Raw genomic sequence first — 22,566 nt, forward strand, 5'->3', positions numbered from 1 at the left:
CAATAATGATGAAGAAACAATGGAGAGTTTTTTTTTACCGGGTTGGTTACAATAATCCATTGGGAAAAAGATTGAGACCTCACTTTTGAAGATTCGCCGTGTTCCGATTGCCTTACGCCTGTTCCTGACTGTGTTGCTCACCACCCTAGTGATTACGACGGTGAGTCTGGGGGTATTGCATTGGACCATGCAAAAGAACTTTGCCCGCTATGTGGCCGATGTCGAAATGCAGAAACTGGATCATGTAATCAGTAATCTGGCAGGCGTCTATGCAGTTTATCATGACTGGGGTAATGCCATTCAGGCGCAAATCCTGCAAATAGAAGGCACTGCTGCACCGGATGACTATGACCGTCTGTCTCGCTGGTGGTTACGCCGTCAATATGATATTGCTTTGCAGCAGCGTTATTTTCAGGAAAATACCCTGATCAGCGTTTCTCCGGGGTTAAATAAAACCGGGCAGAGCAAACCGATTTTAGATGCAGAAGAATTGCGCCTCATCAAGTTAAATTTACCTTCCGAATATCAGCCTTTTGAAGGACTTAAATTTCCACTCAGTGCCAATCAAAATATCTTCCGCTCTGACCGGAAAACTGAAGATAAACCCGCCGATACAACATCCAGTCAAGCTAAGAAAAAACAGTTTATCTCTTTGCCGGACCGTTTGGGCTTAAGTTCTCGCTTGTCTTTATATGATGCCAAAAAACAGTTTGTGGTGGGTGAGCCATCCGATATTCCAGTGTCATATCGTCCGATTATGGTGAATAACCAGGTGGTTGGTTATTTAGGCTTGAAGCCGGTGCTGGATCAGGATGATGCTTCAAGTATTAACTTTTTTAGTAATCAAAAACGTTATTTATTATTGGTGTACGGTTTAACTTTCCTGACCAGCCTGATCGCAGCTTTATTGTTGGCCACTTATTTTAAAACGCCAATTCAGCGTTTGCTGCAAGGGACCCGTGAACTGACCAAAGGTAATTTTCAGCATCAGGTGACGGTTAACCGCAATGATGAACTGGGTGATTTATCGACAGAATTGAATCATCTTGCCGTCATTCTGGATCAACATGAAACCTCACGCCGTCAGTGGGTGGCGGATACTTCACATGAATTAAAAACACCTTTGGCGGTACTGCAAGCACAAATTGAAGCGATGCAGGACGGTATTCGTAAACCGACGCCGGAACATTTTGAATCGATGCTGCGTCAGGTCACCAGCCTGAAAAAGCTCACTCAAGATCTGGCCGATTTGGCTCAGGCTGAAGCACAGCAGCTTAAATGCTATATGGCGGAAGTCAATCCGTGGACTGTAGTGTTGCAGGAAGTTGAAAACTTCAAGCCTAAATTTGCCCAAGCCGATCTATCCATTTCTGTGCAGGGTGAAGGTGCGAATTTACAATTAGATATAGATCGTTTTAAACAAATTATGGTCAACTTGCTGGGTAACAGTATTCGTTATACTGAAGCAGGCGGTGAGGTTCGTGTGCATACCGAGCAATCAGCCACCCATTGGAGTGTGATCCTGGATGACAGTCCACTTGGCTTGAGTGACGAACAGTTGGCACGTTTAGGCGAGCGTTTCTATCGTGTGGATGATTCCCGCACCCGCAGTACCGGTGGTACAGGTTTAGGACTGGCATTATCTGGTAAAATTGCGCAGGCAATGGGCGGACAGTTGAGTTTTGATCATTCTCCATTAGGTGGTTTGCGTTGCAAACTGACTTTCCCAAAACAATTGAACAAATAAAGGAATAACATTCATGAAACATGTCATGCTGGTAGAAGATGAAGTTGAACTTGCACAACTGGTGCGGGACTATCTGGAAGCTGCGGGTTTTGAAGTCAGCATGTTTCATGATGGGCAAGAAGCCTATGACAGCTTTTTGCAACGTAAGCCCAGTTTGATGATTTTGGACCTGATGGTGCCACGTATGGATGGCCTGACCATTTGCCGTAAAGTGCGTGAACAATCCGATTTGCCGATTATTATGGTGACTGCCCGCACTGAAGAAATTGACCGTGTACTGGGTTTGAACATGGGCGCAGACGATTATATCTGCAAGCCTTTTAGCCCGAAAGAACTGGTTGCACGGGTACAAGCGGTATTGCGTCGTCTGGATCGTCAAGTTGAGCCTGAACAAAACAGCCTGTTCCGGATGGACAAAGCCCAGCAACGCATCTGGTATCAGCAAAAAACCTTGAACCTGACCCCAACGGAATTCCGTTTATTGGAGTTGTTTCTGGAACATGTCGGTCAAGTCTATTCACGTGCGCAATTGCTCGACCATATCAATCCGGACAGTTTTGATGTGGCAGACCGAGTGATTGATAGCCATATTAAGAACCTGCGCCGTAAAATTTCTGATGCTGCCGAAACAGGCAACCGTCATGAATGGATTCAAGCGGTGTATGGTGTGGGTTATCGTTTTGAATATCCTGAGGATTGATTGAAATATAATTTTAAAATCATTGTAAAGCTCCTAAAAAAGCTTTATTTTTTAGGAGCTTTTTTTTACTCATAATTTTAAGAGGGTAGGGGTAAATGATTTTAAAAAAAACACTATTAGCAATAAGCTGTTCTTTCTTTTTAGTGGCTTGTGGTGGTGGAGGTGGTGAGTCATCTTCATCTAGTGGAACAGATGGTGGACAGGTAACGACACCTGCTTCAGATTTAGAAAAAGCAAAACAACTTGTAAAAACAACCAATGCTATTGTTTCTTATTATGATGGTTTTCAAAATATTGCTGATCAATATAAAGTTCCTGCACAAGTAATAAATGACACATCTTCAGATTTGAGCCGTGCAACGAATTTATTATTAGTGATTGCAGAGGTTGTTACTCAGAATGCGCAGGGGCAGACCAAAACTTATACAGCACAACAAATACAGGATTTAATTAATCAGGATGATGCACGTAATTTTAAATTCAAGAGCAATAATTTAACCGCTAAGGTGGTTGGTGACTCTATTACCATTTCAGGTGATGCCAGTGTCCAATATTGGCAAGCGTTTAATTGGGATAAAATTACAGCGGACAATGCGTGGAGTAATACAAATTGGTATAATGATTCTGCATACTCAATTTATGGTGATGATGCTGAAGTTACAGTATCAAATTTGGTCTTAGAAGCACCATTTATTGATACCGCTCGCACAACTTATAATTATAAGATTCAGAATAATGGAAAAATTTCTACCAAGAATCTTAAAAATCAGACTGCGAGTTTTAGTTTTACCTCTGATAGTACTGCATCTATGGTTTATGCTACGGCAGACACCATGGAAAACCGTGAAGGTATTCCAAATCAAGCGACTTTGAAATTACAAGGTTTAGTCTTTGAAAGCGCAGATGTAAAAGCTAATTTATCTGAAGTTTCTTTAATTGTACGCAAAGCTATATTTAATAATGGTGTTGGAATTCAAGAACAATTGATTCCATCTGAATTAGTGCTGAAAGGTCTTGTAAGTTATCAGCAGGAATCCTTGAATTTAGAAGCCAAACTTAATTTGAATAATGATTTATCTCAAGCTATTGATGTAAGTGCTGGACAGGAAACATCGACTAATTTCATCAATGCGAATTTAAATGTCAAATTAAGTGGTAACTTAAAAGGCGCCAATGCAGTACCTACACCATTTAGCATTGATATTAGCGCAAAACGTGCTGAATTTACCAAAGGTACAGCGACTGTTGCCGTTGTCGTTGATAAAAATGCATTGGATATTGAGTTAACTGCAAAAGACCTAGATCAGGACCATCAAATTATTGCGGGTGTGCTTAAGCATAAAAATGGAGCATCCATCAGTATTGCAGATGTACAGAATTTTACCTCAGCGAATATTCTGGTTGCAGGAAAAAGTTATGGGACACTCACTAAAAATTCATCTGGGCAATATGTGGTTAAATTTAGTGATGACACAATAACTTATATCGCTCCTTAATCTAAAACTTAACTTTGAGAAGAAGGCAGCATTTGCTGTCTTCTTTTATATCTAATGAAAAAATATTTATTCATATTGGCTGTAAGTTTGCCATACTCTGCTTATGCGGAAAAAACGATTCAATACAGTATAAATGCAGATATTTATAGTGAGCCTGTTAGTGTACATGCCTTTTTAAATAGCTGGGAAACGCCCAATTTAAAAAAAGGTAATAATGCCTTTGCGCATGGGAAAATGAAATTAGAAACCAAACAGGATAATTGGACTGTAGGTTGGGTTTGGGCTTATGACTATCAGATTCACTTTAGTAATGATATGGCAAAGCTCTATTATCAAATTGAAAATGATCAGTTAATTGATGCAAATAAATACAATCAATTAAAATTAGAAGCTCAACATGTCGACACAGTGGGAACTCGTTTTGCCTATGACTGGAAGGTCCATCCTGATTGGACCATTGTGACAGGGGCAGCCGCGCTTATCGGACGTCATTATGTAGATGGTAAATTCCAGGCAACAGGTCAAACAACCAATATGACTGAATTGATGGATCGGGTTGCTTGGTTAAATGGTTCATTGGATTATAGTTATGACCGTCCTGCATTAAAAGAAGAGGAATTAGGCTGGGATGGAAGAACGAGTCAAGGTTATGGCTATGCCCTAGAGTTTGGTTTACATGGACAAATCAAAAAAGATTGGAATATTAATCTTCAGGTCGATGATTTATTCAGTTATTTATATTGGGATAATGCTCCATTTACGCGCTACGACCTTCGTTACGATCAAAATCAACGTCCTCGAATGGATTTAAGTGGACAATTAAGTAAGAGCAAGCAGTATCGTCAAAAACTGCCTTTCAAATTGAGTTCGGAAATTAGCTATGATGTTCAAACCAAGCCTTGGAGTGCAAGCATCAGTAGTTTTTCAAATGAGTATATAACATTAGCTCAACTGAATGCTTTTTGGAAAACAGAACAATTAAAATATGGTCTGCATATAGAGCCGCAAACACATGCTTTGGGATTATCGGTACAGCATAAAAATTTTGGGGCTAAGTATATGACCGATGATTTAGACAGCAATCAGGCACATCGTTTTAGTGCTTTTTTATATGCTCAATATCACTGGTAAAACCTTTCAAAATTAAAATGTCAAAAAAAAACGGAGCATATCGCTCCGTTTTTTGTTATGAGGAACAGCTCACCATCACTTCAGGCACATCACTCGGCAAGGGACCTAAATCTTCAGCCTGCTCTAAATCAGGTTGTTTAAGATAAGGCTGGTGCAGCAACTTAAACAGACGCTCGACTTCGGAAAAATCATCCTGTTCTGCCAATTCAATGGCTTTCTGCGCCATGTGGTTGCGCAGAATATATTGCGGGTTGACCTTTAACATTTCGGCATCCAGTGCATCGGTATCCTGATTTATTCGAATGCTTTCATATTGTGTCAGGAAACTTTCAAACTGGCGGCGGTCCAGGCAGTCATCTTTAATAGTTTCATATTGCTTATTCTGTAAACGAATAAAGCTTTGAGTGTAGTCCAGTTGCTCCGTTTGTAAAATTCGCAAGAACGCCATACCGCAATCAAAACTGTCTTTATGGAAACTTGGTAAGCCCATTTTCTGGCACAAACCAACCGTATAATGTTCGAGGAAGGTCGGCTCAAAATGCTCTAAACATTTCGCCAAATCTTCTTTGAACTGTTCTTTTTCAGCAGGATCTTTTTTAAGCCGAATCAGGTTGTTCAGCCACATCCATAAATTCCAGTGCCCAATACTTGGTTGCTGCTGGTAGGTGTAGCGGCCTTGATAATCCGAGTGGTTGTTAATCCAGTTCGGACGGAAGCGCTCCATAAAGCCAAAGGGGCCAAAGTCGAGCGTTGAACCGGTGATATTCAGGTTATCGGTATTCATCACCCCATGCGCAAAACCCACCAGTTGCCATTTGGCAATCATCACCGCAGTACGCTGGATGACTTGAGTTGCGAAAGCCAAAACTGGCTGTTCAGCCTCCAGACATTCAGGGTAGTGCCATTCCATGCATTTTTGTACAAAATCTTCTAAAAGGTCGGGCTGATATTGGTTGATCCACTCAAAATGACCCAAGCGGATATGGCAGTCTGAGGTCCGCAGCATCATGGCACCGGGTTCCATTTCTTCCCGTTGTATGCCTTGGGTGGAAGAGGTAAAACCGACGGCATTACTCGAGGCAATACCCAAAGCATTCAGCGCATGACCGGCTAAATATTCACGAATCACTGAACGTAATACGGCACGTCCATCACCCATACGGGAGTAGGGGGTAGAGCCGGCACCTTTTAAATGCAGGTCGATGTTTTGTTGGCTTTTATCTAAAATTTGTGCAATCAGTAAACCACGACCATCACCCAATTGTCCTGCCCATTGCCCGAACTGATGTCCGGCATAGACCATGGCCAAGGGGGGGAATTCAGCAAAGGTTTTTTGTCCACTACAGATTTCCACCCATTGAGCTTTATCCTGTTCTGACCACTGTAATTCATCAGCCAGTGCTGCATTGAAATGACCAGCTTTGGCGCCTTTTAACGGAACAGGCATTTGATGATGATAAAGCTTGGGATTGAGCGAAGGGTAACGCGGATTAAATTGCATGGGACAATCTAAAAATTGGGGGAGATGTGATCACTATAGCAAATTTAAACCACAAAAATGAATAAAGCCCCATTGTTGGGGCTTTATATTGAACCAGATTTTATTCTGAAACTGGATTCTTTTTAATACTACGCATTAAAATTTTCAAGCTGTCGCGATGATGAACAAGGCGCTGTTCAACCAATTGGAAATCAACTTTAAGTTTGTTATCCATTTGATGAATTTTTTCAGCAACAGAGGCTTTCTTGACTTGAATCTCTTGCTCTTTCAGTGTTGCCCAATCATTTAAAGTTTGGGTAAAAGCTTCGTATTCCTGAGCAATGCGAAGTTTAGCCGTTGCCATATCTTCATTGACATTATGGCCATATACTGCCAAATCCTGTTCAGCATATTTAAAGCGCATTGCTAATTCTGCTTTTTTGATATTAAAGCTTGGAATGCGGCGTAAGTTTTTAGCTAAGCCCAGTTTTGAACAGGACCAGATCAACCATTTGGTCGGGTCATACTGCCACCATTTCACGCCGTTACGGTAATCGTACTGGAAAATGTGGTGGTAGTTGTGATAACCCTCACCCCAAGTGGCAATGGCTAAAATGAAATTGTCACGCGCAGTGTTTTCGTCGGTATAAGGGCGTTTGCCCCACATGTGACACAGTGAGTTAATGAAGAAAGTTACATGATGGCTCAAGATCAGACGGAGTAAACCACCCAATAACACGACGCCCCACATGTCACCCACAGCCCAGCCTACAGTGGTCAGAATGACTACGTGTACGGCAATCACCAGCGGAATGTAATATTTGTCTTGGAACATCACCACTTTGTCGTTTAACAAATCAGGTGCATTTTTATAGTTTGCTTCTGCTGCCGGATAGTTACGAAGCATCCATCCCATATGCGCATACCAAAAACCATTATTAATTGAATATGGGTCTTTCTCGACATCATCAACATGACGATGATGAGTACGGTGACCTGAAGCCCAGAACAAAATACTGTTCTGAACAGCAAAAGTACCCATAATCATTAAAATAATTTTTAATGGAAGAGTTGCTTCATAAGCACGGTGTGCCCATAAGCGGTGATAACCCGCGGTAATCCCTAAACTGCTAAAACCAAGCAGTACAAATAAGCTGATCCATGCGCCTAAGCTAAAATCATGATGATAAGCATATAAAGGGATAGCGATTACAGCCACAATTGGTAAAAAAACCAATGCAAACACTGCAATCCAGTTAATTGGGGCTTTGGGTAAGGGAGCATTCATCTCCAACAGCACTCCTAGAACCGTATAAGGGTAAGGTATAAATGAATTCTTAATTCAATACAAATTATAGGGATTAAGACTTCTTCAATATTAGCATGAGCGAACAAATCTTCACTAGCATTATTCTACAGGTGTATTGTACTAAACAGTAACAGAATACGGGGAAGGGTTGATTGATTTTATCGAAGGTCAAAGCTGCTTCCGTGAACAGCAGCGATGTGAGTCATTTTTGATTCAATAAATAGCGGATTGAGTCACAAAAGTGGGGACAGAAACTTTTATTAAAGTTGTTCGAGCATCATTTTGGGAAAGTCGGTAATTAATCCATCTATTCCCAAGCTTTGTAGATGCTTGGCACGCTCAACCTCATTGACTGTCCAGACACTAATGCCTAAATGTGCCTGTTGTGTGGCCTGAATCATCTCATCGCTTGCCAGCTGGTTCATCCAGCCAATTTGACAGCAACCGAGTTCTAAAGCCTGCTCAATAGCCAAGTATTGAATGTCATTTTCAACTAGTAAGCCGCGTTTAAAAATGGAGTATTGCCGTTTTAAAGCCTGATGAATTTTTAAATCGAAACTGGTGATCACGGCAGTTTGTTCAAAACCATGTAACTGTTGTTGTAATTCTAAAACCAGTTTTTCAGCATCGAACATGGTTGCCACTTCTTTGACTTCAACTTCAATATGTTCAAAGTCATGAATAATGCTCAGGGTTTGACGGAGTGTCGGGGTAAGCTGTTTTTCCCAGTCTATCCAGATATGTGCCTGATTATAAGCTTCAAGCTGGTGACTGTTTAAATCATAGAGTGCCTGATTGGTACCTGTGGTTCTTAGGAAATTGTCATCGTGCATGATGATGAGTTCACCGTCTTTGAGCTGACGGACATCAAATTCGACTGCCCGAATGCCTAGGTCATGGATATACTGAAATCCGCCCAAGGTATTTTCAGGGGCTTCTCCGCGTGCACCACGATGTCCGATGATTCGCATGTGTATCTCTAAGACAATTTATGAAAGTTATTTTACTTCAAATTTTAAATATGGATTTATTAATTTCTTTAAGGAATATTGTCACTACAGCGTCTTTTCATTTGAATTATATCTTGAAAATTAACCTTCGGTTCGACCTACTTTTGTTTCGGCAAAAGTAGGCAAAACCATTATCATCTGCAAAACTCGTCAAAAACCGTAATTTTTTTAAGTTTTTCGCAAAAACATTAGACTTTAAATATAGTCCTGCCTCGAACAGTTGCAGATGACGTGGCCGAGTATCAAATAGCAGATTTAAATTTTAATTTTTTCAAATCGTCTCATTAATATTTTTTTGCCAAAGCACTTCAGATCCGCCTTCAGCACGTTGCAAGGTACGCGATGCAACAAATAACCAGTCGGACAGGCGATTAAGCAACTGTAGCGAGTTGGCCTGAATATTCTGGTCACGGCTATGTACCGACATTACACTGCGCTCGGCACGACGGCAGACGGCACGGGCCTGATGGGCATAACTGCAAGCTAAAGTTCCGGCAGGTAATATAAAGTCTTTCAGCATTGGCAATGCTTCGTTCATACGGTCAATGTCATTTTCCAAAAACTCGATGGAAACCGCTTGAACCAGGTTAAAGTTTGGAATGCAGACTTCACCGCCGAGGTCGAATAACCAGTGCTGAATCAGGCTTAAGGATTTATCCCAGTTGGCTTTTTCTGCAATAGTACTGTGGGCAATCTGTGAGCGAAGTACGCCAATACAGGCATTCAGCTCATCCACATCGCCTAGTGCCGTAATGCGCAAGTCATCTTTGGCGACACGCGAACCATCACCGAGTCCAGTTGTGCCTGAGTCGCCGGTACGGGTATAGATTTTACTTAAACGGTGGCCCATATCTGTTCCTTGAGTTTTTGATGAATACAATAAAAAAGGATAATGTCGGTCATAACATTATCCATAAACTGCGCTGTTTTAAAATTTTTTGCTGTTAAGAGCTTAGTAACGGAAGGTTACACCCGCAGAAGCGAGGCGACCGCCGTTGACATAGTAATAACCTTGGTCTTGGTATGCAGTCTTATATTCAACATCCCCAATATTTTGAATATTGGTAAATAGTTTCACATTTGGGTTTACATTCCAGAAAGCATTTACATCAACCGTCGCATAGCCCGGGTTCTTGTAGTTTTTATCCCAATCTTTAGATTTGGATTTAGCGACCAAAGATGCACTAATACCATATACTTCGTTTTGTAAGCCAGTTGTTAAGGTAAAACCTTGACGAGGGCGACGATTTAAATCTTGATGAGTTGCTTCATTTTGAGGTTTAACGTAGCTATAGGTTGCTTTGGCAAATAAATCATCTTGCTGCCAGCCTAAATAAGCCTCACCACCTTGATAAGTAGCCTTTTGAATATTTGTCAGTTTGCCATTGCTGCCTGAGGCGATCAAATCTTTAACTTCTGTGTAGTAAGCAGATAAACCTGTTTGCAAACCATAAGCCAGATTTTGGTCAAAACCAATTTCATAAGATGTACTTTCTTCAGGGTTCAGATCTGGGTTGCCATTCCATGAATTATAAAGTTCATTCAAGGTTGGCGATTTAAATGCTGTACCTACATTTACATATGCGCTGGTTGATGGCAGCAATTGGTAGCGAGCAGCAATTTGACCTACAGTATGAGTCCCATATTTTTCATTGTCTTCTACACGGACACCAATCTGGGTGTTGAGTTTAGTCCCGTTAAATTGATGCTGAATATAATATCCAGTTGAGTCCACATCTTCATTATAAGGTGTGCCATAAGACAGAATATCGCCATCCAGATTGCGATGAGTCACACCTGTAAGTAAAGTCTGCTGAGGCATGAGGTTCCATTTACCATAGAGTTCTGCTTCTTGAGTTTTACCATGTACAAAGTCGGTTGAATCTTTTTGGTCGACTTCATCCGTAAATTGAGATAAACGTGCATTCAGTTCAAATTGATCAGTCAGGTTTATACGACCACGAAGATTGATAATTTCATTTTCAAAGTCTTGTTTCAGCAATGCACCATTAAATGAATAAGCATCATATAGGCTGGTGCCTTTATTGGTACTGTAGTCAATTGATGTTGCAAGTTTTTCTTTTTCCACACCAAATTTAGTACTAAAGCCTTTTTGATCAAAAGAAGCGGTTTCATGGCTGTTGGTTTTTTGGTTGGTTACTTTTGTTGCATCAGATTCTAATCGTTGGCCGCGAATTTGAGCATAAAAACCGTCTTCATATAAATCAGCACCGATGACAGATTTATAGGTTTTATGTTCTCCTATTTCACCTGTAACGAATGCACCTGTTTTTTCAGGTTTTTTTGAAATCAATTGAACCACACCGCCAATAGCATCTGTACCATATAGAACAGAAGCAGGGCCTTTTAGAATTTCGATTTGTTTGATATCTGTGGTATCAATAAAAGCAAGGCTTGCTGTACCCGAAGATGCATTATTTAATCGTATGCCATCACGTAAAATCAAAGTATGGTCTGATTCAGTACCACGTAAATAAATATCGGCAAGTTGCCCCATACCGCCACTTTGAACCATGTTGATGGTAGCATCATGTTTGAGCAAATCAGGAAAAGAGGCAATTGGTGATTGTTCAACAATTTGGGGTTCAATAATTGAAATACGCGCAGGCACATCTTTAATCTTTTCTTCAGAGCGTGTTGCGGTAACGACTAAAGTGTCTAAAGAAGCATTCACAGTCGTTGTATTGTCTTGTGCAGAGACAGATGCAGAGAAACCCATCGCAATAGCGATTGCGCCCACTAAAGCTGTAGGCTGAAATTGAATAGACATAATGTGCTCCATACATTCACTCCCCGTGAATGATTGAGTTAAAGAACACAACAAGCAGGTATCCGGACTTAAATGTGCAGGGCAGGCACCATGCTGCCAATCCACCTTCCCACATTTTCATGCAGTGGCGTAAACCAGAGGTTTAAATTGATTGACGTTTCATTTTTTACCGTTGCGGGGGCAGTGTTGGATTTTCACCAACTTCCCTAAAGCTTTAAGGCTTTGACTTGTTGCAAGATGGGCGCAGTATAAAGATAGTATGGCTGATAAACAACGTCAGACAAGAATTATTCGGATGAACTTTACGCAAGCTAAAGAAATTGCATTACAATGATTCGCCCTTATGTTTATAGCATGACTATAAATTGGCAAAGTTAAGGTTAAAAAATTAGAGCGAATTGTATGCGAACCCGTGCCAAAATTTGCGGAATCACACGAATAGAAGATATACATTCAGTTGTGAATGCAGGAGCAGATGCGATTGGTTTTGTATTTTTTCCACCTAGTCCACGTAGTGTGACCAAAGAGCAAGTGAAAGAACTGATCCAGCATGTACCTGCCTATGTGCAAACAGTGGGTTTATTTGTCAATGCATCTGCGGATGACATTCAACACGTTTTAAAAGATGTGCCTCTGGATATGCTGCAATTTCATGGTGATGAAAGTCCTGAACAGTGTCAGCATATTTCCAAACAGGTCGGCCGCCGCTGGTACAAAGCCATCCAGGTGAAACCAGGTTTAGATATTCAAGCCGAAATTCAAAGTTATCAGGATGCAGGGGCAAGTGCTGTGCTGTTAGATGCCTGGCATCCAGATTTAAAAGGGGGCACCGGGCATAGCTTTGACTGGACCACTTTCCCAAAATTAAATATTCCGCTCATCTTGGCAGGGGGCTTAAACCCTGACAATATCGAGCAGGCAATTCTCACCACACAAGCCTATGCTGTGGATGTGAGCGGCGGTGTCGAGTCCGCAAAAGGTATAAAAGACCAACAACTCATCGAACGCTTTATGCAAGGAGTCCTACGTGGATCAGCAAAATAATGTGATTGACTATACCCAATTCCCTGATGCAAAAGGGCATTTCGGTATCCATGGCGGACGTTTTGTGTCAGAAACTCTGATGGCAGCTCTAGAAGACCTAGAAAAGCTGTATCTCCGTATGAAAAATGACGAACAGTTTCTGGCAGAATTCGACCGTGATCTGGCTTACTATGTAGGTCGTCCTAGTCCTTTATATTATGCTGAGCGATGGTCAAAAGAGTTGGGTGGTGCGCAAATTTACTTAAAACGTGAAGACTTGAACCATACCGGCTCACATAAAATCAACAACACCATTGGTCAGGCACTGCTGGCAAAACTTTCCGGTAAAAAACGTATTATTGCGGAGACCGGTGCAGGTCAGCACGGCGTGGCAACAGCGACGATTGCAGCGCGTTTAGGCCTGGAATGTGTCGTGTATATGGGTGCCGAAGACGTAAAACGTCAGGCTATGAACGTGTACCGTATGCGTTTGCTTGGTGCTAAAGTGGTGCCAGTAGAAAGCGGCTCTAAAACCCTGAAAGATGCATTAAATGAAGCGATGCGTGACTGGGTAACGAATGTAGACAGTACCTACTATATTATCGGTACAGTGGCGGGTCCTCATCCGTATCCGATGCTGGTACGTGACTTCCAGTCTGTGATTGGTCGTGAAGCACGTCGCCAGATTCTGGAACAGGCGGGCCGTTTGCCAGATGCATTGGTGGCTTGTGTGGGCGGTGGCTCGAATGCGATCGGTTTATTCTATCCATTCCTGAACGATCAGGACGTGAAAATGTATGGTGTGGAAGCAGCAGGTTTGGGGATTGAAACCGGTAAGCACTCTGCTCCGCTAAACGCAGGTCATGTCGGTGTGTTGCATGGTAACCGCACTTATCTGATGTCTGATGAGCAAGGCCAGATCATTGAAACCCATTCAATTTCTGCCGGTCTGGATTATCCGGGCGTTGGTCCTGAACACAGTTTCTTGAAAGATATGCACCGTGTTGAATATGTGCCGATTAATGATCAGGAAGCGCTTCAAGGTTTCCGTGATTTAACCCAGATTGAAGGGATTATTCCTGCGCTGGAAAGTTCACATGCGATGGCGTATGTGACTAAACTTGCGCCAACCATGTCTAAAGATCAAATTATTATTGCGACTGTTTCAGGTCGTGGCGATAAGGACTTGATGACTGTGGCACGTATTGATGGCGTAGAAATGGTTGAGATGTAATTTGCCTTGAAGCCCTCCTTTTTTAAAGGTGAGGACTTCAGAATATATTCTGAATCCGCAAGGGTGGATTTTATAAAGAATAAAATCGTGCTGAAGCAATTCAGCACGATTTTTTTATACATACAGAAAAACTTTTCCTTTTTAGAAGGGTATCGAAGATGCAAGAACATATATTCTTTACTTTTGACGGGGCAAAAGTAACAAAACCCCTTTGTTTGGCAGAGAATACATCCTTGTATTCCTGCCAAACGGGCGACATCCATGTCGCCAGCGCGTATCATATTGAGATGTAATAATTATTCTCCTAACTAAATTTTGTCATGTAAAGTTCCCCCTCCTTTGAAAAAGGATGAGAAACACTGTTTCGCAAGGGAGGAGGATTAAAATTAAGGAGAGAATCATGCCCAGCCTATTTATCGTCATGCTCGGTGGTCGTCATGCACGTGCCAATACAGAAGTCCATGATGTGGTTTTAGCAGTTGGTGAAACTTTGCAAGAAGTCTATCCACAACTGAAAAATGCATGGTTTGGGGAACAAAAAGGGTTGCATATTGATGCCTGGGCGCAAATCAATGGGATTGAATTTGACGGAAAACACTATCAAATCCAATTTAGCGATGCAGCACCGAATTCATCTTCAGAACATCTGTTTTTAATTAATCTGGGTGGCTACGATGCCCAGGAGTTTGGAGAACTGCATCGTTATGTTCTGGTTGTGGCACAAAATGCCATGTTGGCAAAACAACGGGGGAAGGCTTATTTTGCCAAGCATTGGCAGAAGCAACATACTGACCGAATATTAGATGTAGATGATTGTATTGTGATTGATCATATTCATGGCCGTTATGTAGAGCTGGTCGAAGGCCAGTTTTCAGCGAACCTCTGGGAAAATACCTATTTAATGCTGGATGAGGGTTGATTTATATCTAATTGATTAATAAATTATATTTATCAAATATTAGACCAGGTGAAATATTATAAATTTTTGTATTTTTCGATGAAATATGCTTTTTGACACTTTCAAGTTCCGCTTATATAGGCATAATAACGCTAAGGAATTGTTATCTCTTGGCTAGATGGAATTTGATAAATGGATTTGATTCAATCAAATGGACAACCGCATTATGGACGTTTTAGCGCCCTCCCCAAAACCATCGATTTGAATCAATACCAGTACAAGACACCTTATGGCGATGTCTTAACTGGTTGGCGCAAGCGATTAAAATATAAAAAGTTTAAATTTTGTTGTATTCAGCATGGCCATTATACGATTGGTCTGGCCATTGCCGATATTGCATGGGCTGGGCATGCCTTTTTCTATATTTATAATCATCAAAACCATGAGGTTTTAGAGTGGAATGCGATTAACCTGTTATCACGCAATACCGTGGTAGATGAACAGCCGCTTTATAACCAGAGTTTTTTTTCCAAGTCGCCTTTTCAAATTGATATCCAGCATGCCAATGGCGTGCGTTATATCCACGTCACCAAATATGGTGAAATCAGGCTTAGTGCGCGAATTTTCTGTGCTGGTACAAACCCGCTTAGTATGTGTAGCCCGACGGGAATTAATGGCTGGACTTATACGCAAAAACTGACGACTTTGGCCTGTGAAGGTTTTTTTATCAATAAACAGCGTGAAACCATACAGTTTAATGAAAGAACTTTTGCATCACTAGATGATACCTGTGGTTTTCTACGGCCGGAAACGGCCTGGTTCTGGTTATCCTGCAATTTTGGGGATGCGCAAAATAACCGGATCGGTTTGAATCTGGCTTCCGGGGTCAATGAAAGTTTTGGCAATGAAAACTGCTTATGGGTGAATGGCGTGTTGTATCCTGTCAGTGATGTTTTATTCCAGCATCAGGATGAGGGGCACTGGACAATTCGCTCACTGGATGAAAAATTAAATCTGGATGTCAAAACGGGCTGGCGACGTTATGAAAATCTGAATTTAAGACTGGTGGGCAGTCAGTTCAGCCAATGGCAAGCTAAAATTAGCGGGACCATTCAGCAAGATGATCAGGAAATTGTCTTGATCAATGAATATGGTTTGCTCGAACAGCATTATGCCAAGTGGTAACACACTGACTAAAAAACCAAGTGGAGGTGAGTCTGGACTTGGTTGGTCTCAATTTAATTCAATTCATATAAGGCCTAGTCTTTAGCTGCCTGCCAAAATGCTTCTCCAGCCTGGATCGGATCACCGGTCTGTTGCAGGGTTTTGACCCAGACATCATATTGGGCAATCACCGGATGCTGGCTGGGATGAAAATCCTTTTTAAACCAGTCGCGATATTGTTTGCTCATTTTGCTGAGCGTGCCCTTTCTTCCAAAGAACCACGGTAATCCGCGAATATTCATTTGCAGACGTTGTAATGAGCTAAACCCGTCATGCTTTAACATGACATTGGCACGGTAAAGGGTAAAGCCGAACATTAATGCCGTGGTCCAGACCAGAACAAATTTACGGGTACTTTCAGGCACATTGCCGACCTGCTTCATGACATCAAAAGCGACATCCCGGTGTTCCATTTCTTCAATCGCATGCCAGGCAAATAGTGCCCGTACATAAGGATGGGCATCTCTTAACGTCTCTTTATGGCTGTAAAAGGTTTCTGCCATTAAGGCGGTCAGGTGTTCAGCGGCAGCCGTCATGGCAATATTGTATTGTGGAGAACGTTTTTCCAGCTCGAATTTAAAAATTTTATTCAAACGCTGAATAAACTGATCGACCGGCATGCCTTGTTCTTTCATGACCTGATTCATTTTGTCATGCGCAATGCCGTGCTGTGCTTCCTGACCGATAAATTCTGCCACACGCTGCTTTAAATCTGGATCGGTAATCTGCTCCCGAAACAGACGGACTGACTGAATGAAGTAACGTTCGCCATCGGGAAAAGTCAGGCTGAGTGCATCAAACATCCGGGTAATAAACGGGTCACCTCCGAACCAGAAACGCGGAACCTCATTCAGCTTGAAATCCAGATTACGACGTACGACGGGAATAATCTGCGCTTGGACAATGGCATTCATGTTGTTTTACTTCAATTGCCTTAGACTATTGCAGTATGTCGGGATTTTTATCTTTTGTTTTGACAGTTGTTGCCATTTTTTATACATTTTACGCCAAAGTAAAAATATAAAATGTCAAAAATAATCAAGGTACATCGTGCAAGAATTGCAAATTCCAAATGGCTATTTTCAGTTGCTGCACATGTATTTGCAGCAACAGGATATGGATATCTTTAGCCTGGCCTGTCTAGAGCCACATCAGGCACAACTGCGCTATGTCTTATCTTTGCCTATCGATTCGCAATCGACCTATTCATTTTTTGCAGAAGTCATGCAGCTGACTCAAAAACAGATGGATTGTCCGCAATTGGTGTTTGAAATGGCCTGCCTGATCCGTCCTGAACATTTTGGTGTACTGGGCTATATGGCGACTCGAAGTAACAGTGTGGCAGAGGCATTGCAATATGTGATTCGCTTTAGCCGTCTGGTCATTGACGGGGCAGATGTTAGCCCGATACAGATGCATCAACGGGACAAAAAGATCTGTTTAAGCTGGCCTTTTCATGATTTAAAATATGCCTTGCTCAATGAGATGACCATGGCCTGTATGGTGCATTTGGCCCGGCAGATTTTTCCGGCTCAAAAATTCCAGCTATTACAGATCAATTTTGCCCATAGTCCAGAAATGGCAGATGATCATTATCAAAGGTTTTTTGCTTGCAAAGTGGAATTTAAACAGTCGGATTATTCTTTTGAGATCAATGTGGAAAACTTAGAGCTGAAGTCCGAGCTGGCTGATCCCTCTTTAATGCAGCTTCTACTCAGGCAGGCAGAAGATGCCATTGCTGCCAAACCCCATTATGAAAATCTATTGCTGCATATTCAGCAAAAACTGGCTGAATATTTGCGGGTTAAGGAACAGTCCCCGAAAATAGAATGGCTGGCGGATGAATTGCATGTATCTGTACGGACCTTGCAGCGTCAACTGTATAAACAAAATACTTCCTTTAAAAAACTGCTTGAAACCGAGCGCATGAAACGCTGTGAACAGTTACTGTTGCAAAGCATGAATTTTACGGAAATGGCCATGTGTCTGGGCTATTCAGATCAGTCGGCTTTGGCACGTGCTTATAAAGCCTATAGTGGTCAAACCTTATTACAGCGAAAACAGCAACTGAAAGCACAATCTGAACGATAAAAAGGGCGTATTTAAGGTACTTTGAAATGCAGCGCAACTACGCAGACATGCAGTTCACCTTTGCATTCGGCAATCTTATAAAATAAAAAATAAAAAGTCTGTGTCCTAGAGTGCAGGTTTTTGCTATTGCATGAAACTTTAAATTTAAAAGACAACATATTTATTTTTATCAATTTTTTATGAATAAGAATAAGTTTATCTTCATCAGGGATATTTGTTTACATGGCAAAATTAGGCATCTTTGATCATTGAGAAAAAGTCGTAAATATCAGTAAATGGTGCTCTCGGATTGTTCTGAAAAAATGAGATGCTGAGTCGAAAGTAGCGTGAAATGCTCAGGCTCTATTCAATGAGTAAAAAATAGCGTTACAATGCGTTGTCTTGTATTTCTACAAAGCCAACTCCTCAGTTCTTTAATAATTCAAGGAAAGTACAACCCTATGTCACGTTTAGCCACTCGTTTCGGACAGCTTAAATCTCAGCAGCGTAAAGCGCTCGTTTCCTATGTGATGGCTGGCGACCCTCATCCACAAGTAACCGTTCCATTGTTACATCAAATGGTTGAGGCTGGGGTAGATGTGATTGAGCTTGGTCTACCATTTTCAGACCCTATGGCGGACGGTCCCGTGATTGCCCTTGCAGCAGAACGCGCATTGGCAGGTGGAACCAATACCCTGGACGCTTTGAACATGGTGAAAGAGTTCCGTCAAAAAGATGCAGAAACACCGGTGGTTTTGATGGGGTATCTCAACCCTGTAGAAGTGATCGGTTATGAAAAGTTTGTGTCAATGGCCAATGAATGCGGTGTCGATGGTGTACTTCTGGTAGATTTACCTCCTGAAGAAGCCAAAGATTTTGATGATGTATTGAAGAAATTCAATATGGATCAAATTTTCTTGCTGGCGCCTACATCGACCGATGAGCGTATCCAGCATGTGGCGAACCAAGCCAGTGGTTTTATCTACTATGTATCCTTGAAAGGGGTCACAGGTGCTGCAACTTTAGATGTTGCTGAAGCAGCAGCCCGTATCCAAAAAATTAAAGCTGTGACTGACGTTCCTGTGGGTGTCGGTTTTGGGATCAGCGATGCTGCCTCGGCAAAAGCCATGGGTGTAGCGGCTGATGCTGTGATTGTTGGTAGTGCATTTGTAAAACAGTTTGCGAACTTAGCGCCAGAACAAGCCGTTGTTGAAACGGTCAATAAAGTCAAGGAGCTTCGAGCTGCGCTCGATGAGTTAGTATGAATCAAGAAGTGAAACCAGGCAAAATTCTTAGCCCAGCGCAGCCGTGGACGGAACGTCATGTTCCGGGTATTCACACGCCAGATGAGCAAACCGCACTCAAGGCAACCTTTACTGAACCAACAATTGAGTGCCCTGAATGTCACGCACTGGTTACACGTACCGCGATGACATTTAACGCCTATGTTTGTCCACAATGCGATGAACATTTGCGCATGAAAGCACGTGACCGTCTGAACTGGTTCTTTGACCAGGTACAAAATGAATTGGGTCAGGAATTTATTGCTAAAGATCCACTGCATTTTGTCGATAGCAAAGCCTATCCGGACCGTATGTCTGAAGCGCAAAAGAAAACCGGCGAAACTGAAGCATTGGTGGTGATGCAGGGTTTACTTAAAGATATTCCTTTAATCGCATGTGCATTTGAATTCGACTTTATGGGCGGTTCAATGGGTACAGTGGTGGGTGACCGTTTTGTGCAAGCAGCTGAAAAAGCGATTGCAGATAAACAACCTTTGATTTGCTTTGCTGCATCAGGTGGTGCACGCATGCAGGAAGGTATGTTATCTCTTATGCAAATGGCGCGTACCTCTGCTGCAATCCAACGCATGAAAGATGCCGGCCTACCATATTTGGTGGTATTAACTCATCCAGTTTATGGTGGGGTAACTGCATCATTGGCAATGTTAGGTGATGTACATATTGCTGAACCTAAAGCCATGATTGGTTTTGCTGGTAAACGTGTAATTGAGCAAACCGTACGTGAAAAACTGGAAGAACCGTTCCAGCGCGCCGAATATTTGCTTGATCATGGTGTAATCGATCAAATTGTTCATCGTCACGCATTACGTGATACTGTATATCGTATTGTAGCGAAACTGATGAATTTGTCTTGAACACAGCACCACTTGCAACAGACTCTTTAAACACATGGCTCGATTATTGGAGCCATGTTCACGTTACGGGTATTGATTTAGGTCTGGAACGGGTTATTCCTGTGGCTGAAAAGCTCGGTGTAACGCGTCCGCATGCTAAAGTGCTGACTGTAGCGGGAACCAACGGAAAAGGTTCAACCACCACCGCTTTGGCTGCCATTTTAAATGCGCAAGGCTATAAAGTGGGGTTATACCAGTCACCGCATATTTACCGTTTCAATGAACGGGTAAAACTGGCTGGCATTGAAGTGGATGATCAAACCCTGGTGGATGCGTTTGTGCAGGTGGATCAGGCCCGTCGTGACTGTGACCTATCCCTTTCCTTCTTTGAAGCCACCACACTCGCGGCTTTTGTAATTTTCAAGGCCAAGCAGTGTGATGTCTGGGTGCTTGAAGTCGGACTGGGTGGTCGTCTGGATGTGGTCAATGTGATTGAGCCGGATGTCGCCGTGATTACCAACATTGGCCTGGATCACACCGACTGGCTCGGTGATACGATTGAAAAAATTGCGTTCGAGAAAGCCGGGATTATTCGTCCGAATATTCCGGTGATTTTTGGTGGTTCGCAAGAGCTTCCTCAAGCCATACAAAATAAAGCCGATGAATGTCAGGCGCAACTGTTTGCCGTCAATCGTGATTATTTCTATCAATATACGGATGATGGTCAAGCCTGGATGTTTGCCTCATCGGGCAGCACTTTAAAACTTCCCCTCGGTGCTCTGGCACTGGAAAATATTTCCACAGCTGTGGCCGCGATTTTGGTCAGTGGTTTAAATGTGACTCAGGATGCCATTGCACACGGCATTCAGAATGCAAAATTACCAGGTCGCTTTGAAATACGCCATATTCAAGATAAAACCGTTATTTTTGATGCTGGACATAATCCCCATGGCGTAGAATTTTTGTTAAATCAGTTGCGAAAATTTTTGGAATACAATAAACAGTACACAGAAGTGATCAGCGTTTTTTCCATGTTGGCGGACAAAGACATCAATTCTGTCGTAGATTTGTTGAAAGATACTGTTTTAACATGGAAAATTTCCCCGTTAACCGTTCCGCGAGCAGCCACAATCGGGCAGCTTGAGGAAGCATTACAGGGCGAAACAGTACAACACTTCAATAGTGTTCAATTGGCTTTTAAATCAGCGCTAAATGAAACAAAAAATAATCAGTTGATCTTGGTATGTGGTTCATTTCATACCTTAGAAGCGGTATGGGAGTATTTGGAAGAATGTCAATGAATAGCAAACAACGCTGGATGGGAGGCGTTGTTTTATTAGGTGGTGGTGTTTTATTGGCAGCATTGCTTCTAAAGGGTAAAGAAGAAATATATCAGAACCAACTCAGAACTCCGGATTTAGCCGCTCAAGTTGAGCAAAAAAAGCCGGCAGCAGAAGGGGAAATGGTTCAGCTGCAACCTTTAACAGTTGATGTTGAAACAGAAAAACGTTTACTTGAAGAACAACGCCGGGCACGTGAAAAAGCGGTTGCAGAACAGGAAGCACGTGCAGCCGAGTTTCTAGCGATGCAGCAACAGGCTGAGGCAGATGCGGCACGTAAAGCAGCTGAAGAATATGCCGCTTTAAATGCTCTGCGTAGTGGAGCACAGCAGAGTTCGGATAATATTCCCCCTGAACTGGTAGAAGATGAAAAAGCTAAACAAAAGCGTTTGGCTGATGAAAAGTTGCTCGCTGAAAAAAAGTTACAGCAGCAGATAGTTCAACAACAACGAACTGATGCTGATAAAAAAATAACCGAAGAAAAACGTAAGGCCCAATCTGAAGCCGCAAAGCAAGCAGCCGAGAAAAAAGCAGCTGAGGACAAGGCAAAGCATGATGCGGAGCTAAAACGTAAAGCAGAAACTGAAAAACAGCTGGCTGCAAAGAAAGCACTGGAAGCCAAGAAAAAAGAACAGGCTGAGCAAGAACTGGAAGCCAAGAAAAAAGCTGAAGCCAAGAAAAAAGCAGAAGCTGAAAAAGCCCGAGATTTGCTGGAAAATGGCGATAAACAATGGATGGTTCAAGTGGCCTTGGCGGCCAATGAAGCCAATGCAGATGCACTGGCCTCCAGGTTGCGTGCCAAAGGTTATAAGGTGACCAGGAGCCCAACATCGAAAGGGGTTCGCATTATGGTTGGGCCGGCTAAAGACCGTGATGCCGCTGATGCTGCACGCAAGAAAATTACCAGTGATGCAAGTTTGGGTATGAAGTCGGCATGGGTGATTGACTGGGTTCCGCTCGATAAGCGCTAAACATG

19 protein-coding genes and 1 riboswitch are annotated in these 22,566 nt (G+C 42.3%); of the genes, 13 read left to right on the forward strand and 6 right to left on the reverse strand.

Going from position 1 to position 22,566, the window contains the following annotated elements; all coding sequences use genetic code 11:
- The first annotated feature begins 85 nt into the window (after positions 1–85).
- The 4 genes from baeS to FTU91_RS16455 all read left to right on the forward strand — a co-directional run bounded on the left by baeS (position 86) and on the right by FTU91_RS16455 (position 5,074).
- A complete protein-coding gene (gene baeS, locus FTU91_RS04190) occupies positions 86–1,747 on the forward strand; it encodes a sensor histidine kinase efflux regulator BaeS (RefSeq protein WP_086197516.1) in 1,662 nt (553 codons plus the stop codon).
- Positions 1,748–1,760: 13 nt separating this feature from the next.
- Entirely contained in the window at positions 1,761–2,447 is a 687-nt protein-coding gene (locus tag FTU91_RS04195; RefSeq protein ID WP_086175456.1) for a response regulator, read from the forward strand.
- 95 nt (positions 2,448–2,542) lie between these two features.
- A complete protein-coding gene (locus FTU91_RS04200) occupies positions 2,543–3,943 on the forward strand; it encodes a hypothetical protein (protein WP_218944723.1) in 1,401 nt (466 codons plus the stop codon).
- 54 nt (positions 3,944–3,997) lie between these two features.
- Positions 3,998–5,074 carry a hypothetical protein gene (locus FTU91_RS16455; protein ID WP_218944724.1) on the forward strand — a complete coding sequence of 359 codons (1,077 nt, stop codon included), beginning with the start codon at positions 3,998–4,000 and terminating at the stop codon, positions 5,072–5,074.
- A gap of 55 nt (positions 5,075–5,129) precedes the next feature.
- On the opposite strand, the gene FTU91_RS04210 is transcribed toward FTU91_RS16455, so the two are convergent.
- The 5 genes from FTU91_RS04210 to FTU91_RS04230 form a co-directional block, all read right to left on the reverse strand.
- On the reverse strand, positions 5,130–6,575 hold the full coding sequence (locus tag FTU91_RS04210) for a YdiU family protein (RefSeq protein WP_180081090.1): 1,446 nt from the start codon (positions 6,573–6,575) through the stop codon (positions 5,130–5,132).
- Between the two features lie 100 nt (positions 6,576–6,675).
- Positions 6,676–7,842 carry an acyl-CoA desaturase gene (locus FTU91_RS04215; RefSeq protein ID WP_086197513.1) on the reverse strand — a complete coding sequence of 389 codons (1,167 nt, stop codon included), beginning with the start codon at positions 7,840–7,842 and terminating at the stop codon, positions 6,676–6,678.
- Positions 7,843–8,123: 281 nt separating this feature from the next.
- Complete coding sequence (locus FTU91_RS04220; protein WP_086197512.1) at positions 8,124–8,834, reverse strand: glycerophosphodiester phosphodiesterase; 711 nt, start codon at positions 8,832–8,834, stop codon at positions 8,124–8,126.
- Between the two features lie 310 nt (positions 8,835–9,144).
- On the reverse strand, positions 9,145–9,723 hold the full coding sequence (locus FTU91_RS04225) for a cob(I)yrinic acid a,c-diamide adenosyltransferase (protein WP_086197511.1): 579 nt from the start codon (positions 9,721–9,723) through the stop codon (positions 9,145–9,147).
- Between the two features lie 102 nt (positions 9,724–9,825).
- Complete coding sequence (locus FTU91_RS04230; RefSeq protein WP_180081092.1) at positions 9,826–11,664, reverse strand: TonB-dependent siderophore receptor; 1,839 nt, start codon at positions 11,662–11,664, stop codon at positions 9,826–9,828.
- A gap of 35 nt (positions 11,665–11,699) precedes the next feature.
- Positions 11,700–11,910: riboswitch (cobalamin riboswitch) on the reverse strand.
- Between the two features lie 156 nt (positions 11,911–12,066).
- Between FTU91_RS04230 and FTU91_RS04235 the strand changes: the two genes are divergently transcribed.
- From FTU91_RS04235 to FTU91_RS04250, 4 genes are all read left to right on the forward strand, one after another.
- A complete protein-coding gene (locus tag FTU91_RS04235; RefSeq protein ID WP_086197509.1) occupies positions 12,067–12,708 on the forward strand; it encodes a phosphoribosylanthranilate isomerase in 642 nt (213 codons plus the stop codon).
- Positions 12,692–13,921 carry a tryptophan synthase subunit beta gene (gene trpB, locus FTU91_RS04240; protein ID WP_166171307.1) on the forward strand — a complete coding sequence of 410 codons (1,230 nt, stop codon included), beginning with the start codon at positions 12,692–12,694 and terminating at the stop codon, positions 13,919–13,921. The genes FTU91_RS04235 and trpB overlap by 17 nt, the downstream gene beginning before the upstream one ends.
- 400 nt (positions 13,922–14,321) lie before the next feature.
- Positions 14,322–14,840 carry a DUF1543 domain-containing protein gene (locus FTU91_RS04245; RefSeq protein WP_166171309.1) on the forward strand — a complete coding sequence of 173 codons (519 nt, stop codon included), beginning with the start codon at positions 14,322–14,324 and terminating at the stop codon, positions 14,838–14,840.
- A gap of 171 nt (positions 14,841–15,011) precedes the next feature.
- Positions 15,012–16,004, forward strand: a complete 993-nt coding sequence (locus FTU91_RS04250) for a DUF2804 domain-containing protein (protein ID WP_180081094.1) — start codon at positions 15,012–15,014, stop codon at positions 16,002–16,004.
- Positions 16,005–16,078: 74 nt separating this feature from the next.
- On the opposite strand, the gene FTU91_RS04255 is transcribed toward FTU91_RS04250, so the two are convergent.
- Positions 16,079–16,957 carry a metal-dependent hydrolase gene (locus FTU91_RS04255; protein ID WP_166171313.1) on the reverse strand — a complete coding sequence of 293 codons (879 nt, stop codon included), beginning with the start codon at positions 16,955–16,957 and terminating at the stop codon, positions 16,079–16,081.
- Between the two features lie 136 nt (positions 16,958–17,093).
- Here FTU91_RS04255 and FTU91_RS04260 point away from each other — a divergent pair, with 136 nt between their 5' ends.
- The 5 genes from FTU91_RS04260 (at position 17,094) to FTU91_RS04280 (ending at position 22,561) form a co-directional block, all read left to right on the forward strand.
- A complete protein-coding gene (locus tag FTU91_RS04260) occupies positions 17,094–18,134 on the forward strand; it encodes an AraC family transcriptional regulator (RefSeq protein ID WP_166171315.1) in 1,041 nt (346 codons plus the stop codon).
- Positions 18,135–18,574: 440 nt separating this feature from the next.
- The gene (gene trpA, locus FTU91_RS04265; protein WP_166171317.1) at positions 18,575–19,378 is read left to right on the forward strand and encodes a tryptophan synthase subunit alpha; all 804 of its coding nucleotides are present in this window, start codon (positions 18,575–18,577) and stop codon (positions 19,376–19,378) included.
- A complete protein-coding gene (gene accD, locus FTU91_RS04270; protein WP_166171319.1) occupies positions 19,375–20,271 on the forward strand; it encodes an acetyl-CoA carboxylase, carboxyltransferase subunit beta in 897 nt (298 codons plus the stop codon). The genes trpA and accD overlap by 4 nt, the downstream gene beginning before the upstream one ends.
- On the forward strand, positions 20,268–21,551 hold the full coding sequence (gene folC / locus FTU91_RS04275) for a bifunctional tetrahydrofolate synthase/dihydrofolate synthase (RefSeq protein ID WP_180081096.1): 1,284 nt from the start codon (positions 20,268–20,270) through the stop codon (positions 21,549–21,551). Before accD ends, folC begins: the two co-directional genes overlap by 4 nt.
- Positions 21,548–22,561 carry an SPOR domain-containing protein gene (locus tag FTU91_RS04280; protein ID WP_166171323.1) on the forward strand — a complete coding sequence of 338 codons (1,014 nt, stop codon included), beginning with the start codon at positions 21,548–21,550 and terminating at the stop codon, positions 22,559–22,561. Before folC ends, FTU91_RS04280 begins: the two co-directional genes overlap by 4 nt.
- The last annotated feature ends 5 nt before the right edge of the window (positions 22,562–22,566 follow it).

Source organism: Acinetobacter sp. YH12201 (genome assembly GCF_013418145.1).
In the GTDB taxonomy this organism is placed as follows: domain Bacteria; phylum Pseudomonadota; class Gammaproteobacteria; order Pseudomonadales; family Moraxellaceae; genus Acinetobacter.

Coding starts and splice junctions, on each gene's coding strand:
- FTU91_RS04195 (WP_086175456.1), top strand. CDS start 1,761: ATGAAACATGTCATGCTGGTAGAAGATGAAGTTGAACTTGCACAACTG.
- FTU91_RS04200 (WP_218944723.1), top strand. CDS start 2,543: ATGATTTTAAAAAAAACACTATTAGCAATAAGCTGTTCTTTCTTTTTA.
- FTU91_RS16455 (WP_218944724.1), top strand. CDS start 3,998: ATGAAAAAATATTTATTCATATTGGCTGTAAGTTTGCCATACTCTGCT.
- FTU91_RS04210 (WP_180081090.1), bottom strand. CDS start 6,575: ATGCAATTTAATCCGCGTTACCCTTCGCTCAATCCCAAGCTTTATCAT.
- FTU91_RS04215 (WP_086197513.1), bottom strand. CDS start 7,842: ATGAATGCTCCCTTACCCAAAGCCCCAATTAACTGGATTGCAGTGTTT.
- FTU91_RS04220 (WP_086197512.1), bottom strand. CDS start 8,834: ATGCGAATCATCGGACATCGTGGTGCACGCGGAGAAGCCCCTGAAAAT.
- FTU91_RS04225 (WP_086197511.1), bottom strand. CDS start 9,723: ATGGGCCACCGTTTAAGTAAAATCTATACCCGTACCGGCGACTCAGGC.
- FTU91_RS04230 (WP_180081092.1), bottom strand. CDS start 11,664: ATGTCTATTCAATTTCAGCCTACAGCTTTAGTGGGCGCAATCGCTATT.
- FTU91_RS04235 (WP_086197509.1), top strand. CDS start 12,067: ATGCGAACCCGTGCCAAAATTTGCGGAATCACACGAATAGAAGATATA.
- FTU91_RS04245 (WP_166171309.1), top strand. CDS start 14,322: ATGCCCAGCCTATTTATCGTCATGCTCGGTGGTCGTCATGCACGTGCC.
- FTU91_RS04250 (WP_180081094.1), top strand. CDS start 15,012: ATGGATTTGATTCAATCAAATGGACAACCGCATTATGGACGTTTTAGC.
- FTU91_RS04255 (WP_166171313.1), bottom strand. CDS start 16,957: ATGAATGCCATTGTCCAAGCGCAGATTATTCCCGTCGTACGTCGTAAT.
- trpA (WP_166171317.1), top strand. CDS start 18,575: ATGTCACGTTTAGCCACTCGTTTCGGACAGCTTAAATCTCAGCAGCGT.
- accD (WP_166171319.1), top strand. CDS start 19,375: ATGAATCAAGAAGTGAAACCAGGCAAAATTCTTAGCCCAGCGCAGCCG.
- FTU91_RS04280 (WP_166171323.1), top strand. CDS start 21,548: ATGAATAGCAAACAACGCTGGATGGGAGGCGTTGTTTTATTAGGTGGT.